Source organism: Legionella quinlivanii (genome assembly GCF_900461555.1).
GTDB lineage: Bacteria > Pseudomonadota > Gammaproteobacteria > Legionellales > Legionellaceae > Legionella_C > Legionella_C quinlivanii.
This window is the reverse complement of sequence record NZ_UGOX01000001.1, coordinates 733,010-749,233: the sequence shown is the minus strand read 5'-3', so window position 1 is coordinate 749,233 and position 16,224 is coordinate 733,010. Positions and strand designations below refer to the sequence as shown.

Here is a 16,224-nt window from a genome sequence, read left to right as displayed (position 1 = left end):
AATTTTTTGAGAATGAAGTATGAGTAAAGCAAAAGTAGAAATTTATTATATTGGAGATGAATCAGAGCGGGAAACAGCACTTAAGCTTCAGGAAAACCTGGCTAAACATAGTAATAAAAATAAAAATGAGATTGCCTTACTTGAATTTAGTGTCAGAAGCAGAGAGATACCAGAAGAAATAATTTTGCTGGCCCACAGTGATGATACGAGACAATATATTGGGAATTTAACAGCAGGACAGTTGTCACAAAAACTTGCCGCTCAATTTAAAGGTAAAGACTTGTCACTACTTAAATCCATCAAATTGGTGTCTTGTGAGGGAGGATTTGGAGCTCAGCCTCTAGCACAGCAAGTCGCGGAAGCCCTGTATAAACGAGGATTTAAAAATGCGGTAGTGAAAGCAGCGACCCACCCTAAAGAAAGTAAAATTGGCGGAGTCGTTTCTGTAACTACCAGGCCAGGAACCTCCATGCTGACTGGCAATGAGCCAGGAATGGTTTCTGCAATCATGTACGGCAATCAGAAAACCGCTGATTACTTACAATGGAATGAATTAAAACGTATTCGTGGAAGAACGAATCAGCAGGAAAGCCAAATGCGTGCTCTTGCTGCCCAATATCATAAATTTACTGGATTCAATGAACAGTCTGTCGACTTCTGCCTGATAAAACTCCTGGATAATATTGAGGATCTGGATGCTCCCCAAAATTGCTACACACACAGCGGTGTGCAGGCAGTAGCCAGTCTGGACGCAGTAATTGCCCTGGATTTTCTGAGATCAAGAAAACGTCTGCACGCAATTCAGCATCATAAAACCGAAGTGGAATATTATGCTCAGTTAATCAAGAAAATTGAAGATGATCCCTCACAGAAGCAGGCAGCAATTCTGGCTTTGCTGGATGCCAAAGTGGGCGGCATAAGCTCCAACTGGAGAAAGGGAATTAAAAAGGAGCTCAGCGAATTCCTAAACGCTAAAAATGCGGCCATGAATCTGCATCAATCTTCTTCTAAAACAGAAACCATTGCACAAAAAATCGAGGGAGACGAAGAGTATTTAGCCAGAATGCTTCAAAAAGACAGCTTTTTCGATAAAATCTGGCGGAGTATTTATGGAGCGGAAGAGTTTATAAACGAATTACGCATCGGCTTAAAACATTATTCTACTGAGATGCTTTACGCGAAAGCAGAACGCGAAGACCTTATAGCCCTCATTCTAAGTCAGCAGGAGAAAGATATTGAAGCGGGCAAGTTGACCGAAACATCAACTCATATGAAATTCAGTAATATCTTAAGCGCTAATAAAAAAGTGATTCAGGAGCAAAAGTATGATACCCCGCTCAAAGACTTATATGCAGAACTAAAGACTTATTGTGGCAAGCCAAACCCAACAGCAGCGGATTGGACAGCAGTACATTCTGCAAAAAAGGTCTATGATGCTACTCAGAATCCTGAAAAGAAAAGCCGGGAACTGGAAAATCTGATAGGCAGACTTGTTCAGAACAATAAAAAAATCAGTGACTTGAAAAATGGCGTTGGCATTATTAAACACAAAGTAAATGCTGCTATTAATAGCTACTTACAAAAATTTGATCGCGGCGACAGGACAGATGTTATACATAAGCCCAAAGTGGCTGTGATGAAGGCAATGCAACAATATGCCAGTGAACCAAGTGAAAAAAACTGGGAAGCACTGGAAACAACGGCAAAGAATAACGTTGGCTGGGACAAAGGATGGTTTTCAAAAGTCAGATTTTTTATGCATGAAGTTCACGCATCGCGTAAAGAGCTATTGGATGAAACAGAGCGTGTTTCCTCTGCATTTACCTGCGACTCCTGATAGTTACCTAACTTGGGGAAGAAATTAAAGGCACAGTGTCTTCCTCATGTTGGCTCACTAGCTGGTCATTTAGGGGTTCTTTTTCGATAGCTGCTTTCAGAGCAGTCAGAGCCTCTTTGGCATTCGTAGTGTCCTGTTTCGCCGCCTTGACTTCCTTAGGTTCATATTTGACCTGAAATCCTGTAAAAAGGCTGACAATACCAGTCCATATGATTTCCAGGAGTCTTTTTTCCCTTGGATTATAAACTTCCGAGTCGAGATTATTCTTAAAATTTTCCCCGATAGTTTCTTTATGCCTTTCAATGCTTTCATTTATAGTTTGTGCAGTACTTCCTGGATTAGTGACATGGGTTTTAAGTTCTTCAGCAATTTCATTTTTTTGTATAGCCAAATTAGCTTTAAGCCCCTCAAGAAGATTAATTTTCTCCTTTAAAATAGCGGGTTTTTCTTTTAGATGGCCCCACTTTTTAAAATTATTGATATGAATTTCCAACTGATTTTCTGCAACTTCCAAATTACTGTAAAGTTTCCCCAGTTTACTAATGGCTTCTTGTTTTGTGCTGATACTTTTTTGATCAAAGACGATAGCGCTCAGCATGTTTCTTTCGGCTTCACTACTCGATTTATTTTCAATAAAATCATCAATCTTTCGTATAAAGCTTGCATGGTCTTGTCTTAGTGCCTCTGCCGTTATTTTAGGCAATCCAGATTTCTCAATAGACTCTTGAATTTTATCTCCTTGCATGCCTAATGTTCTATCCAAGCCTTTCAATGCCTGGATTTGTGCAGCGGAGCTTTCGGGGGATTCGCCCCATTTTTCCAAATTGGCAATTTGACTATTAATCAGATCTTGTGCAGTTTGCAGATTGCTAAATAGATTTTCCAACTCTGCCACAGCTTGATTTTTTTCGGTTAAATCAACTGTTTGCTTGGGTTCAGGAAGAAATTCTTTGTGAAGAAGCGCTTCAGGGGTAAGGGAGACCTGCACTTCCTGAGAGGGAACTGTGATTTCATTGGTAAATTTTACCAGGGCCTCGTTTTGCTCTTCAGAACGTTTTTCCTCTTCTTTAATGCCAATTCTACTATACATCGCATCGGTAACAATCGCTGTATGAAAGATAACGGTAGCCTGGATAATTTTAGTCACTAACTCCTTCTTGCTGCCCATGTTTAAAATGAGCATGTCATAATTAGCCTTACCGATTGCCTCAATCACAGAAGGGTGTAAATCACTCATATCCTGATTGAAAAGGACTTGCGCATTCCCCCTTGAAAACTGGCTCAGATAGCCTGGCAGATTACCTGCTTCGATGGCAGCTTCTGTATTAGTAAGTAGTTGATTACCATAGGCCATGATATTTTCCTGATGAGCCAGCTTATCAAATAATCGGGTAAGCATTCCAGGATCATTCTGGGTAATCGCGGTTTTAATTCTGTCCTGAACATAATCACTTTTCAAATACTGGTTAAGGCCGGCAGCAAAATCAGCCTGGAGCTTGGACTCCTGAACCACAAAAGGATCCTGTAGTTCATGAGGATTGTAATTGTTACCTGTTTGATCTGCATTCAGATAAGGATGCTCTCCCCCTACTACCCCAGCACCCCTCACTGAAACAAACGTGCCTACCTTCCTGTCACTGTCTGCAAATTGACCGGGTTGTATTCCTTCTGCCAAGAGTTTTTGCTCGATTTTAGCGATTAAGTTATTAAATTCAAATTCCTTCCCTTTTTGAATATAAATCGTGATCTGAGCTCCCTCAGTAACACGCGCTGCAGAATTATCATCAACCCCTTCGCCCTTACTCAAACGGCTAACCTTAAAGCTCGGAACGTCATTCGCCATCAGCATAGGTTGAACAAGTTCCCAGACCTGTGCCAAGGATTCCTTTTGAACGTTTAAATGAATTTTCCAGGGTGATTGAATCTCAGGATGATCTGCCCATTGCTCCGGGGGAGGTTCAAATATTGCAAAAGCAGAATTTTCAGTATGAAAATTATAAGTTTTACCATTCGCAACAAAAGATGTTTTAGGAATTTCTTGACTATCTAATGTTTGGTAAGAAAAATCGGGCATGATGTTCTCTTAGAAATTGTTCAAAATTTTTATCCACTGTTACATTATAACCCTAAATTTAAATAATATATACATCTAATGGGGCCTCAGTTAACGAGATTGCCTGATAATCTTTAAATTAGTGCACTTGAAGATATCAGGGCGCTCATCTATTCTTAAATGAGCAATATTTGCTCAAATGGAGATTGAAATGGATAAAAAAGGTCTCATCATTGCCACTGCAGCAGCAGCCCTTTTTACATCTGGCCTATATGCTAGCCCCAATAATTCAGGAGGATATGGAGGAACAAATAACAGTCAGGGAGGTTATGGAGGAGACTCCAAGAATAGCGGTTCCAGTGGCGGTTATGGTGGATCAGGTGATTCGGGATACGGCGGGGGATCTAAAAACTCTTGTAAAAGCTCAAGCAGCTGCAAGAGTCAAAACAATTGCAAAAGCAACAACAACTGTAAAAGTTATGACAAGTGCAAGAGTTATAACAAATGCAAAAGCTATAACAAATGTAAAAGCTACAATAAATGCAAAAGTTATAACAAATGTAAAAGCTACAACAATTGCAAGAGCTATAATAACTGTAAAAGCTACAACAAGTGCAAAAGCTATAACAACTGTAAGAGCTATAATAAATGCAAGAGTCACAACAACTGCAAAAGCTATAACAATTGCAAAAGTTACAATTCCTGCAAATATCAAAACTCTTGTAAATATAAGAATAACTGTAAGAGCTACTAATCAATGGAAAACAAGAATTCAGCCCATACCTCTGGTATGGGCTTAGGTTTGCGTCCTGATCATTATCAATATATTTTAGAACGGCATCCAGACATTGATTGCTTTGAAATTCTCACTGAAAACTATCTGGTTGACGGAGGACGGCCGCTTTATTACCTGGACAAAATTCGTGAACATTACCCCATGAGTATGCATGGGGTTTCTTTGTCTATTGGGAATGTGGATCCTCTTAATGAACAGTATTTAAAAAGAGTTAAACAGTTAGCTGATCGCATTCAGGTCAAGTGGATTTCTGACCACCTCTGCTGGACGGGGGCGCATCAGCGTAATATGCATGATCTGCTGCCGCTGCCCTATACCGAAGAAATGATTTCTCATATCGTTAAACGGGTTAGATACGTGCAGGATTTTTATCAAAGACCGCTCTTATTGGAAAATGTGTCCAGTTATATCAGTTATCAGGCCTCAGAAATGACTGAATGGGAGTTTCTTACTGAAATTGCAAATCGTGCTGACTGCCTGATTTTGCTGGATATTAATAATATCTATGTCAGTGCTTTTAATCATGGTTTTGATGCGTTGACCTACATTGATTCTATTCCTGTCAACCGGGTCCAGCAATTTCATTTGGCGGGTCATTTGAATTGTGAGGATTATATTATTGATACTCATGATCATCCCATCATTCCAGAAGTATGGGAACTTTACGCCGCTGCAGTGAAACGCTTTGGAAATGTTTCCACAATCATCGAGCGCGATGATAATATTCCACCTTTCGAGGAGCTAATGCAGGAATTAGACTACGCAAGGACAATTAAGCTAAACTCTTTATCCCCGATAAAAGCGAGGCTGGAACATGAAATTTGAGGAAGTTTCGGAATCACTGCAAAACTCCATGCTGACCTTGGAACCTGTTGTTAAGCCTCATCTTTGTCAGCCGCCGCGCGGCTCTATTGAAGATCGCATTTCAATCTATGCGAATGGATATTACAATCGGCTCGAAGAAGCACTGATGGATGATTATCCTGTACTGGTTGCCATAATGGGAGGCTCGAATTTTCATAATATGAGCCGGAACTATATCCATGCTTATCCTTCGTCCCATTACTCGCTCGATTTATTCGGACAAAATCTTAGCCAGTTTCTTTTTGAAACACTGCCTTATAGCAGGAAACCTTATTTGAGTGAAATTGCTGCCTTTGAATGGGCGCAATCGGATGCCATAACCAGCCATGATGCGGATCTTCTTTGTGAGGCTGATTTACAGAAATTATCGCCAGAAGAATGGCTTAATCTGAAGTTTTATCTTCATCCTTCCTGTAGAGTTATTGACATGCACTGGAATAGCCTGATGCTGATTGAAACTCCAGGAAAGAGTCAGCCTAAAAAGCTTAAAACTCCACAGTTTGTATTGATTTGGCGGCGCCAGCTTGATGTATTAAATTATAAGCTTTCCCCTCTTGAATTCATTTTGATACAAGCCATCCAGTCGGGGGCGGCCTTTATGGAAATTTGCGATCAGATTTCCAGTAAAATGGAAGAAAAAGAAGCAGCAGCCTACATCGTGCAAAAATTACATTTCTGGTTGAACAGTCAATTGCTTGTAAAACCAGGGTAGACTTTATAAGCCGCCAATGAGTTCATGCACTCATCCTGACACACTATGGATTTAAAGGCGGTCTGAATCATTTGATTATCCTCGATAATAAAGCGAAGATAGTGGATCTGTTTTAATTGGCAAGATAAATGAATCCAGTGAAAGTCGCAGATTACAGAGGGTTGGCTCAAAGCCTGCTTAGGGCTGATGTGTTTGATTATATCGATGGCGGCGCCTGCGATGAAATCACCAAATCAAATAATAGACAGGCTCTCAATGAAATCAGCATTCGTCCCTGTTGTCTGCGCGATGTATCCAGTATAGACCTGTCAGTAACTGTGTTTGGTTCGAGGCTATCTTTTCCCTTATTGATTGCCCCTATGGCCTTTCATCAGCTGGTTGACAAGGAAGGCGAGCCGGACACCAGTGTAGCGGCGAAGGAATGCGGGGTCAATCTGATAGTCAGTTGTATGTCTAACCGCTCGCTTGAGGAGATTGCCGGTTCGGCCGGAAGTGAGCATTTGTGGGCCCAATTATACATTTTTAAAGACAGAGCCTTAACGCAATTATTAATTCACCGGATAGAGCAAGCTGGTTATAAAGCGATTGTGTTAACCGTTGGAGTGCCTGTTGGCGGAAAACGGGAACGTGATCTTCGAAATCAATTTTCTCTTTCAGAGTCACTGACAACGGGTAATTTCAAAACTGAAATCAACAAGCAGCCGATTTATCATTTTATCACCGAGCATCTCGATCCCTCCTTAACGTGGAAGGATATAGAATGGCTGCAATCGATTACCAGACTGCCAATTATTCTTAAAGGCATTCTTAATCCTGTAGATGCCGAGGAAGCCTGCCAGAGAAACATTGCCGGAATCGTTGTTTCCAATCATGGCGGACGTCAACTGGACACAGCCGAATCAGCGATCACCGCCCTGCCGGATATCGTTCGCACGGCGGCAGGTCGAACGATGGTCTTTGTCGATGGAGCCATAGAGCGAGGAACCGATGTGTTTAAAGCGCTGGCTCTTGGCGCAGACGCGGTACTAATCGGCCGGCCGGTATTATGGGCAATGGCGGTTGGCGGCAAAAATGAGCTGGTCAACATGTTAGAATTATTAAAGGATGAATTTGCCCTGGCAATGAAATTGACTGGATGCAGGACGATTCAGGATATTAAAAATTATACTCCATTTATTGGTCGGCCAGGATGAACAAAACCAGCCCTCAAAAAACGACTTGCCAGGTAGGTCTGGATCAGAAAAATGAGGCCGTAATCAGCGCTCATTTTATGGATAAAATTAATGGGAATAGCGAGTTAGATTTATACACTTCAGAAGCATTTTTAAAGCGCGCTACCTATGTTTCTCCTGACTGGATGTTTAATGGCTTAATCCCCGTGCTTCTAAACGCATCGCAACAGTTTGTAACAGAACGAGTTGCTGCTGTAAAAAAAAGAGTGCTTTGCTATTTCAGGGAGTATGGGCTGAATGAGGCAAGGGATATTGGAACAGCAGAATGTATTGCAGAGGTGATGTTTGATCGCCAGTTCCTGAAAGGGCGTAAAAGCAATTACTCGCGCCTGGCTTTGGCCGCTCAGATTAAAGAACTGATTAAAAACAAACAGCCGGTTAAAATGGTCATTCCTGCGCTTCCCTATAAGTCGTCCTCGCCGCTAAAAAGCCGAGGCATACTGCCGGATTTATCGGAAGTCAATTTTTTACTGAGCCTGGCCGAAATAGCCAGAACCATCACCCTTATTTATGGGGAGCAGACTTCGGCGCCGCCACGTCTGGCCAAATTTACAGTGATTTCAGACGGAAGCCGATTTAACCGCTTTTTAAATGAGCCGCTTGAGAATATTCATCACTATCAGCAGCGGCTAAACTGGTGGATTGATCAATTAAAAATTGGAGACTATGTTGAGATAGCCGACTACCAGCAAGACATTGTAAAGTCGCTGCCCAAGACACTGTGGTTACAGAAAAATAGTATTAGAAATCAGGTCATTCAGTTATACAGTGAAGTAATGATTCCCATTTTGAATCCCTTGGCAATGACGCAGACCTTAAATGATGCTATCGCACGTGATCCTGATCCCGAAACTGATTATGCAGAAGGCCGATTTGTTCCTCTTTTCAAGTCGCTGTTGTATACCATTTCCTACCAGTGCTTACAAAATTATGCGCTTATACACGGCATGGAATATGACCGGCTGTACACGGAAATTATGCGCCGCATTTTTAAACCTTATCAAACAGCAGACAAAGAGCAGGAAGATTTACGGCAGGCAATGCTGCAGGAAGCCTGGTTGGCGGCTATTCATTATATTGCTGAAATCAGAAGCGACAGAGATTTAGATGATGATCCTGTCCTCGTCTGTTTTCCTGATGCTATTCGCTGGACTATTCATGCAAAGCGCGGTCAGTTAGCCTTGTTAACCACCGCAGGACAGGGAGATCCTGTCCAACCCTGGCACGGCAGCTCGATATGCCAGCTAACCAGAACCAGTAAGATTAAATTCTATACCCATCCGGTTCTCTTATTGGAAGGCAAGGGGGCAACTCCCATCCTGGTTGAAGATCCCCAAGACCGCTTGGGGTTAAAAAACCAGCCTTTGTTTTATGTAAGTGCTGATATTTGTTTTAAGGATAGCGGCGATCTGTTGCATCAGATCGAGAATTTGTTAACGAGAAAACGAAAGTTATGATTCGCATCATTTTGATAGGAGTGTGCGCATAAGCGTCAATTTAAGAGATGTACAGCCGGTTTGATAGGTACTATTAAGTTAAGCCCATCAATTGTATATTAACTGTCCCCGCGTAGGCGCACTACCTGTCCGGTAAATGAGAAAGCCTCCTGCAAGATATTCCATTATCTCTACTGGAGGCCGATAAGCTGGATATAAATCGTGCAACCATTTTCTTCTTTACCGAACACTAGTGCGGACAAAATTTCCGTTACTTATCCCAAAACTAGCCCAGATCAGGCGCTTTATTTTGCTGATTCAATTGCTCATAGACCTTTTTTGCTGGAACATAATGCGGGAATTGGGTCATCAGACGATCAAGAATCATACGGGACAGGGTTTCATCACCACGATTCCATTCATTCAGAGCATCCATATACATCAACTCCGCAGGTTGTCCGGCCAGCACAGGGGCTTTGTTCAATTGCAGGGGCTCAATAAAACTGAGCTTTTGTTCCTGCTGGGCATTTAGCCAGCGGAGCATAGTTTCAGCCTGATTGCTGCCATTGCTGCTGGCTTTAACCAACAATGGCTTGCCTTGGGCGAGGGAGGGCTCACCCAACTGGCCATCAATATACATCATAGCCAGCTGATACTGAGCATAGGCATTACTGTTAGCCGCGAGCCCCTTGTAGATGTCTGCAGCATGCTGAATATCTTTCTGTACCCCGATACCATACTGATACATTCTAGCCAAAGCCATTTGCGCTTTTTCATTCCCAAGATCAGAGGCTTGCTGGTAATAACTCACTGCATTGGGAAAATCAAGTTTTGTGGCCACTCCTGTCTCGGATAACAGGCCAAGCTGGTACATTGCTCCGCTATCGCCTGCGGCGACAGCTTTCTTGTACCAGTGCAATGCCTGTTGCTCATCACGAATGCCATTAATTCCATTAAAGTAGAGCCCGGCCAGCTGGGTCATCGCCTTGCCATACCCCTGCTCGGCTGATTGTTGAAAATACTCTCTGGCCTTTTCAGGATTAACTGGCATCCCTTTTCCGTTTTCATAGAGAAGACCAAGGTTATACTGACCAATGGCATCACCGGTGGCCGCGGCACGGCTGTAATTATCCGCTGCATTGACATAGTCATCATCTACAGTGTCATAGATAAAACCAAGCGCTACCGAAGCGTAGGGAGAATGGGCTTGTGCCTGCTTGTACCATTTTTTTGCCATTTCATAGTCAGGCTGTTTACCGACTCGTCCCATTTGATAAAGTTGAGCCAGCAAAAATTGAGCGATTGGCTGGTTCTGCTCAGCTGCTTCTGTATACCAATGCGCTGCCACTTCGCTGTTCGCCTCGCCACCCAGACCACGATCATAAAGAAACGCCAGTTTTAATTGCGCATCTTTATCACCCTTACCGGCAAAGTACTCATAAATTTCACGGGCCTGCTTCATTTTTTCTGGATCATTCGCTTGCTGCAGGAAATAGTCAGCGAGCAATAAACCTGCTTTACTGTTGCCTTGCTTTCTGGCGTTATCGAGTTCGGTCAGGAAATATTCACCCACATCATGTTTAAGAACAGCTAAATTCAGACTGGCATAGGAAAATCCGGCATCGGCCGATTCCTGTAACAGCGCACGACCTTTTTCAGTATCCTTGGCAACGCCATTGCCTTCAGTAAAATAGGTTCCCAGTATAAACGCGCTCACCGGATTGGTAGTCGCCTGCTGATACCAGTATAAGGCTTCGTATTGATTAGGGGAGACTGCAATACCCCTATCATACATCATGCCCAGCAACAGAGCGGCTTCGGAATTCCCATTACGAGCTTCCCGGCGTGCTGTTTCAAACGCTTGTTCCTGCTTTTTGGGATCGCTGTCCATCGCGTTATAGAAAGCCAGCGGCAGGATTGCTTCTGCCACACCTTGTTTGGCAGCACCCGCATACAGACGTTTGATCAGATCGCTGCGATGCTTTTTAGCGGCCTGACTTAAACCGGACTGTTTTTCCTTCACCAGATAATCGGCCAGGCGGTATTCTGCTTCACCAAAATGATTCGCGGAAGCGAGATAATACATCGCCATCGCCTGTTGATGATTGGGCTTAATCATTTCATTGCCGTTTGGATCGATCAGGCCTTTTTCGTAGATGTTAGCCAGCACATATTGCGCATAGGCATTGCCTTTAAATGCGGCATCGGTCATCCATTCAATCCCTTTCTGATAATCAACCGGATTGGTTTTTCCTTCGAGATAAATCACGCCAAGATTATATTCTGCCCTTACATCCTGCTGTGCGGCTGCCAATTGATAATAAATAATCGCCTGATCAATATTTTTTACGACACCGATACCATATTGATATAACTGACCAATTTCAAACTGTGAAGAGGAGTTGCCAAGAATGGCCTGGTTATACATTTCACTGAGAACGGCTTGCATATTGGCCTGTTGCTTCCACCCCAATGTTTGCTGTGCCAGATAATCAGGTGAATCTTCTTCCTCATCTTTTTGCAGATAGGATGCTCCATCATCCACTGGCGCTAAACCTTGTTTATGCTTGAGGACCATTGAGTCATGACGAATCAGCGAAGCAATTTGCTTATCAATTGGGTAGCGAGGGTATGACCAGTCATTGGAATGAGCACCAGTCAGCATTGGAGCCAGTACATCAAAATAATCATTAATTGGAATGGTATCCGGTTGAGCCATCACAAACTGGGGCTGATACAAATGCTTACGGGTCACCGCATCCATTTGCGGTGCAGGATTATAATTATTTTCTTTTAGCGCCTGCGGATTATTCCAGGCGCTGTAAATCCCGCCGAGCTGGTACACACCCTTAAATTGCTCTTCGGTATCGTTACTTAACCAGCGAGCGGCAGCGATTTGAGGTTCAAGCTCAATCTTTTTGCTGGCATTTGCTTCTGCTGTCTGCTTCCATTGAGCAGCCAGATTTTCATCCACCGCAACCCCTTGTCCCTTCTTATACATTTCGGACAAAGACTTTTGAGCATCCATTGAACCATTTTGTGCAGCCTTTAGCATCCACATAAAGCCAGAGTCAACATCCTGCTGCGGATTCGTAGCCGTTAGATAGAACTTGGCCAGATCAAACTGGGCATCAATATTGTTAGCCTCTGCCGCTCTGCTAAACCAGTTTTTGGCCTCGGCAAAGTTGCTTTCCTTTTGAGCGAGTTCCCCTAAAGATACCATCGCCGGAGTATAATTCTGATTGGCCGCCTGTTCCATTAACTGCCTGGCTTTCACCAGGTCGCGTGTAACAATTCCGCCAGCAGCATATAATTCACCAAGTTTTACCAAGGCTTTGGGATTATTCTGTTCCGCAGACTTATTTAACCATATCAAACCCAATTTTTTATTTCTGCTGTCCCTACTATCCAGAAAATGAGCAGCAACGGCAAATTGTGCTATCGGATTGCCGTTTTTTGCCGCCTCAATGAAATAGCGGCGTCCCATATCGGGGTTTTGTTTAACCCCAAACCCATAGATATAGGCTGCAGCACAATACATCTGCGCCGCAGTGTTATCGGCATCGGCCAATTTTTTAAACCACTGAAATGCCTGAGCCGGATCTTTTCCTTTTTGCAGATAGTAGCGAGCGAGTAACTCCTGAGCCGGCATATACCCTTTTTGGGCCGCATCAGTAAAATAACGAAGCGCCAATGTGTTATTTTTCAGCTCTCCATAACCATAAAGCCGCATTCTTCCCATGTAATACTCGACTACAGGATCCTTGCCTGATTCCTCCGCAAAGCTTTTGGCAGCCAGAAAATAATTGCCGCGACGATAAGCGTCGATTCCGTCAGCAGCCTGTACAGTATTCGCTGCAGTTGCAGCTACCAGACAAAACCACGGGATAAATGATTTCATGGTGACTCCCTCTTTTTGTTATCGCTTGCCGATTATTTGCGATCTTATAGCGCCGGAATGATGCCATAACGCACAACATCGCGAAGAGCGCCACTCCTTGTATTACCGTTTACCAGCCAGTAATTTCCTTTATTATTCAAACCATATTTTACATTGGTATACTCACATACCTGTAAATGATCCGCACAATCCACAATCTGACCATAACGAGAACCCTGTTGGGGAATAGTGCAAATGTACTTCATCAGCTTTTCACTCGTTGATAGTACCGCCCACTGACCATTTCGGATCGTGTGATTCAGGTACATGCTGCGCGAACTTTCTTTGTTGAGCATCTGATACAGACTAACTGCCTGATTTGACTTGTTAAATAAAAAGTACATCGACTGGGCAGCACCCGCCTCTTCTGGAAGCAGTTTCAGGGTTTTTAATTCAAACAGATAACCGGTGTCGCGGCAACCGAGAGGATTTCTGTTATCTTCTTTTTCGGCCTTTTCAGCATAGCTTGCTGGCATTGAGACTAATAACACAGACGCAAGCAACAGAATTTTACCGGGATTTATTGTTTTCATTTTTTTGCTCCACTGTTGGTGGCCAATATTGGACGAACAATTACCTTTGTACCCAATCGATTGATTTTGGGGTTGGCTATCTCTACAAATTCATGATTCAACCAAAGCGCATCCTGCGTGAACAACCTGACACATCCATGACTGGCCCGCTCTCCAGGCATATCATCGGAACCGTGTAAAGCAAAACCTTTGTGGAAATACATACAGTACGGCATCTTTGCTCCCCCTCTGCCGATAGGGAACACGTTGGAACGGCATTTCTCATTTTCTTTGCTGAAGAAATGAAAGATCCCGGTCATTGTGCGGCAAGAGTGGTTACTGTCTGAGCATTTATCCCGGCCTGAAGAGATAGGACCCCATTTAACCAGCTTGCCGTTTACATCATAAGCTGCCCAGGCTAATTTGTCCTGATCGACAATCACCTGTTTTTCATCCTCGGGTTCTATTTGTAGCGGGAAGGGGGCGAAATCAAGCAAAGTTTTCTGATTAAGATCTTTGGGGACTACAATTTCTTTCCCAGCCCATAAATGATTGTAGGAGCGGTTCAAACGCTGAACAATATCACGCTGCACTGCGTCAGGAAACAGCGTTTCCCATGTTTGGCCTTTTTGCACCTTGATGCATTGATACTGAGAATAAGCACATAGACCCACGCCATAATAATTGCTTGCGGCAGACACTGAAGTCGATAGCAATAATGTCATCACTGCTAATAGTTTTCTCATAATTTGCTCCCTTCGTGCATTTATCTTTTCTCAAGCAAAAAACGTGCTGAAATTTGCGTTATTAATCTGTTTCAAAGCTAATGTCGGTAGAAGGTGAAAAAAGTTTAGCTAAAAAGGAAATTTTTCCAGCTATTAATTCTGAAATACCGGCCAATGCAGACAAAAGCCTATACATTCTCTCAATTGCCGTTTTTTTTCAAGCCTCAGGATGGAAATGTTGAAAAATTCGCATTGCGAGCTCTGCATTGATTCCAGAGACCTTCACAATTTCATCATAAGGCGCTTTTGCCAACTCTCTGAGACCGCCAAAACGGTTCATAAGAGCCTGACGCCGCTTTGACCCTACCCCCTCAATAGTCAATAAGGAAGAGTCCAGTCCGGTTTGCAAACGCTTTTTACGATGAGAAGTGATCGCAAACCGATGGGCCTCATCGCGAATATGCTGCAAAAGATGGAGAGCTGGAGAATCGATGGGTAAAGTGATTTCTCTATCCTGAGACACGAGAATCAAACGCTCCCAGCCAGCCTTTCGTTCCGGACCTTTTGCAATCCCCAGTAAAAAAACCGACTGAATGTCTAATGAGGATAATACTTTCGACGCCACTGCCACCTGCCCTTTTCCACCGTCGATTATCAGTACATCCGGCAAATTCTGCATTGCCGCCAGACGTTTGAAACGTCGGGAAATCGCCTGCTCCATCGCCGCATAATCATCTCCTGGCGTGATACCCTGAATATTGAAGCGTCTGTATTCACTTTTCCAGGGGCCCTCCTGATTAAATACCACGCAGGATGCCACGGTGGAATCCCCTTGCGTATGGCTGATATCAAAGCACTCCATTCGATTTATCGCCGATGGCAGGGCAAGTAACTCCTTAAGAGAGCTGTAGCGTTTTTCCAGTGTGGTGGTGGAAGCAATATGCTCAGCCACTGCCAGCCGCAGATTTTTGCTGGCCAGTTCAAGCCATCTCGCTTTTATACCTCGCGGTTTTGAGTTAATACGGACTTCTTTTTTTCTGAGTTCGCCCAACATCAGTTCAATGACCGGCTCATCTGTCAGAGCATCATCCAGTATAATGAGAGAAGGAATTCGTTCTGGCGTTTCCAGGTAATAATAAGAAACAAAGGCTTCAAATACTTGCTGACGCAAATCATTGGGTTCATATTCTTCCAGAGCAATGTGTTTTCTGGGCATGCTGGGAAAAAAACTTTGACTGGCAATTACCTGACCATCGCGGATTGTCAGACATTGGATACAGGCGAAGCCAGGCTGAACATCCATGACTATGACATCGGCATCGCCGCGCAACTGAATGATCCCCTGCTGTTCCTGGACCAGGCGTAAACTTTTTATCTGGTCGCGCAAAACTGCCGCTTCCTCAAAAGCCAGGCGCTCAACTGCACTTTCCATCCGTTTAGCCAGCTCATCAAGAATTTGCCCGCATTTACCTTGCAAAAACCGCAGCGCATCATTAATTGATTGCTGGTACTCTTCAGGAGAGATATAGGCAGTACAGGGTGCACTGCACCGTTTAATCTGATATTGCAGACAGGGTCTTGAACGTGCATTGAAATAACTGTCGCGGCAATTGCGGATCTTAAACACTTTCTGAATCACCCCAAGTGTTTCCCGCACCGATCCCGCACTGGGATAAGGTCCGAATACCTGACCCTTCTGCGGCTTTCGCTTACTGCGAAACATTTCTATACGTGGATACGCACTTCCGGAGCTAACCTGAATATAGGGATAAGTTTTATCATCACGCATCAATACGTTATATCGAGGCCGCAGTGTTTTAATGAGGCTGCTTTCAAGCAGCAAGGCTTCTGTTTCGCTGCTGGTTACTGTGACATCAATAGCAGTGATTTGATTGACCAGTGATTGTGTTTTGGTGCCGATTGATTGTTTATTGAAATAGCTGCTGACTCTTTTTTTAAGATTGGATGCCTTGCCAACATACAGCACAGTACCCTCGCCATCCAGCATGCGATAAACACCAGGCTCGCTGGTAAGCTTTGATAAAAAAGCTGAAAAATCGGTAGTGACTTCGTGATTACTCATAGAATTAAAATTATACTGTAAAAGCCTGACAATT

Annotated in this window: 11 protein-coding genes; 6 read left to right on the top strand and 5 right to left on the bottom strand. The window is 43.5% G+C overall.

The features are described from left to right. Positions 1-19: 19 nt before the first annotated feature. Positions 20-1,837: a hypothetical protein gene (locus DYH61_RS03295; RefSeq protein WP_058506418.1), complete on the top strand. Its 1,818-nt coding sequence runs from the start codon at positions 20-22 to the stop codon at positions 1,835-1,837. Positions 1,838-1,844: 7 nt separating this feature from the next. On the opposite strand, the gene DYH61_RS03290 is transcribed toward DYH61_RS03295, so the two are convergent. Beyond that, the gene (locus tag DYH61_RS03290; RefSeq protein ID WP_058506417.1) at positions 1,845-3,911 is read right to left on the bottom strand and encodes a hypothetical protein; all 2,067 of its coding nucleotides are present in this window, start codon (positions 3,909-3,911) and stop codon (positions 1,845-1,847) included. 185 nt (positions 3,912-4,096) lie between these two features. Here DYH61_RS03290 and DYH61_RS03285 point away from each other — a divergent pair, with 185 nt between their 5' ends. The 5 genes from DYH61_RS03285 to DYH61_RS03265 all read left to right on the top strand — a co-directional run bounded on the left by DYH61_RS03285 (position 4,097) and on the right by DYH61_RS03265 (position 8,951). After that, positions 4,097-4,690 (top strand): hypothetical protein, encoded by a 594-nt coding sequence (locus tag DYH61_RS03285; RefSeq protein ID WP_133129124.1) that lies wholly within the window; start codon positions 4,097-4,099, stop codon positions 4,688-4,690. Then, the gene (gene bufB / locus DYH61_RS03280) at positions 4,648-5,511 is read left to right on the top strand and encodes an MNIO family bufferin maturase (protein ID WP_058506415.1); all 864 of its coding nucleotides are present in this window, start codon (positions 4,648-4,650) and stop codon (positions 5,509-5,511) included. Before DYH61_RS03285 ends, bufB begins: the two co-directional genes overlap by 43 nt. Continuing rightward, a complete protein-coding gene (locus DYH61_RS03275; RefSeq protein WP_058506414.1) occupies positions 5,501-6,262 on the top strand; it encodes an HvfC/BufC family peptide modification chaperone in 762 nt (253 codons plus the stop codon). Before bufB ends, DYH61_RS03275 begins: the two co-directional genes overlap by 11 nt. A 128-nt stretch (positions 6,263-6,390) precedes the next feature. Further along, on the top strand, positions 6,391-7,455 hold the full coding sequence (locus DYH61_RS03270) for an alpha-hydroxy acid oxidase (protein WP_058506413.1): 1,065 nt from the start codon (positions 6,391-6,393) through the stop codon (positions 7,453-7,455). Further along, entirely contained in the window at positions 7,452-8,951 is a 1,500-nt protein-coding gene (locus DYH61_RS03265) for an L-tyrosine/L-tryptophan isonitrile synthase family protein (protein WP_058506412.1), read from the top strand. Before DYH61_RS03270 ends, DYH61_RS03265 begins: the two co-directional genes overlap by 4 nt. Positions 8,952-9,216: 265 nt before the next feature. Here the strand turns inward: DYH61_RS03265 and DYH61_RS03260 are convergent, their stop codons facing one another. From DYH61_RS03260 to uvrC, 4 genes are all read right to left on the bottom strand, one after another. Further along, the gene (locus DYH61_RS03260; RefSeq protein WP_058506411.1) at positions 9,217-12,831 is read right to left on the bottom strand and encodes a tetratricopeptide repeat protein; all 3,615 of its coding nucleotides are present in this window, start codon (positions 12,829-12,831) and stop codon (positions 9,217-9,219) included. A gap of 44 nt (positions 12,832-12,875) precedes the next feature. Next, on the bottom strand, positions 12,876-13,403 hold the full coding sequence (locus tag DYH61_RS03255; RefSeq protein ID WP_058506410.1) for a hypothetical protein: 528 nt from the start codon (positions 13,401-13,403) through the stop codon (positions 12,876-12,878). Continuing rightward, complete coding sequence (locus DYH61_RS03250) at positions 13,400-14,128, bottom strand: L,D-transpeptidase (protein WP_058506409.1); 729 nt, start codon at positions 14,126-14,128, stop codon at positions 13,400-13,402. The genes DYH61_RS03255 and DYH61_RS03250 overlap by 4 nt, the downstream gene beginning before the upstream one ends. Before the next feature lie 196 nt (positions 14,129-14,324). Continuing rightward, positions 14,325-16,190: an excinuclease ABC subunit UvrC gene (uvrC, locus tag DYH61_RS03245; protein WP_058506408.1), complete on the bottom strand. Its 1,866-nt coding sequence runs from the start codon at positions 16,188-16,190 to the stop codon at positions 14,325-14,327. Positions 16,191-16,224 lie beyond the last annotated feature (34 nt).

Bases quoted from the DNA above. Each gene is read 5' to 3' on its own strand.
- DYH61_RS03295 (WP_058506418.1), top strand. From the start codon at position 20: ATGAGTAAAGCAAAAGTAGAAATTTATTATATTGGAGATGAATCAGAG.
- DYH61_RS03290 (WP_058506417.1), bottom strand. From the start codon at position 3,911: ATGCCCGATTTTTCTTACCAAACATTAGATAGTCAAGAAATTCCTAAA.
- bufB (WP_058506415.1), top strand. From the start codon at position 4,648: ATGGAAAACAAGAATTCAGCCCATACCTCTGGTATGGGCTTAGGTTTG.
- DYH61_RS03275 (WP_058506414.1), top strand. From the start codon at position 5,501: ATGAAATTTGAGGAAGTTTCGGAATCACTGCAAAACTCCATGCTGACC.
- DYH61_RS03270 (WP_058506413.1), top strand. From the start codon at position 6,391: ATGAATCCAGTGAAAGTCGCAGATTACAGAGGGTTGGCTCAAAGCCTG.
- DYH61_RS03265 (WP_058506412.1), top strand. From the start codon at position 7,452: ATGAACAAAACCAGCCCTCAAAAAACGACTTGCCAGGTAGGTCTGGAT.
- DYH61_RS03260 (WP_058506411.1), bottom strand. From the start codon at position 12,831: ATGAAATCATTTATCCCGTGGTTTTGTCTGGTAGCTGCAACTGCAGCG.
- DYH61_RS03255 (WP_058506410.1), bottom strand. From the start codon at position 13,403: ATGAAAACAATAAATCCCGGTAAAATTCTGTTGCTTGCGTCTGTGTTA.
- DYH61_RS03250 (WP_058506409.1), bottom strand. From the start codon at position 14,128: ATGAGAAAACTATTAGCAGTGATGACATTATTGCTATCGACTTCAGTG.
- uvrC (WP_058506408.1), bottom strand. From the start codon at position 16,190: ATGAGTAATCACGAAGTCACTACCGATTTTTCAGCTTTTTTATCAAAG.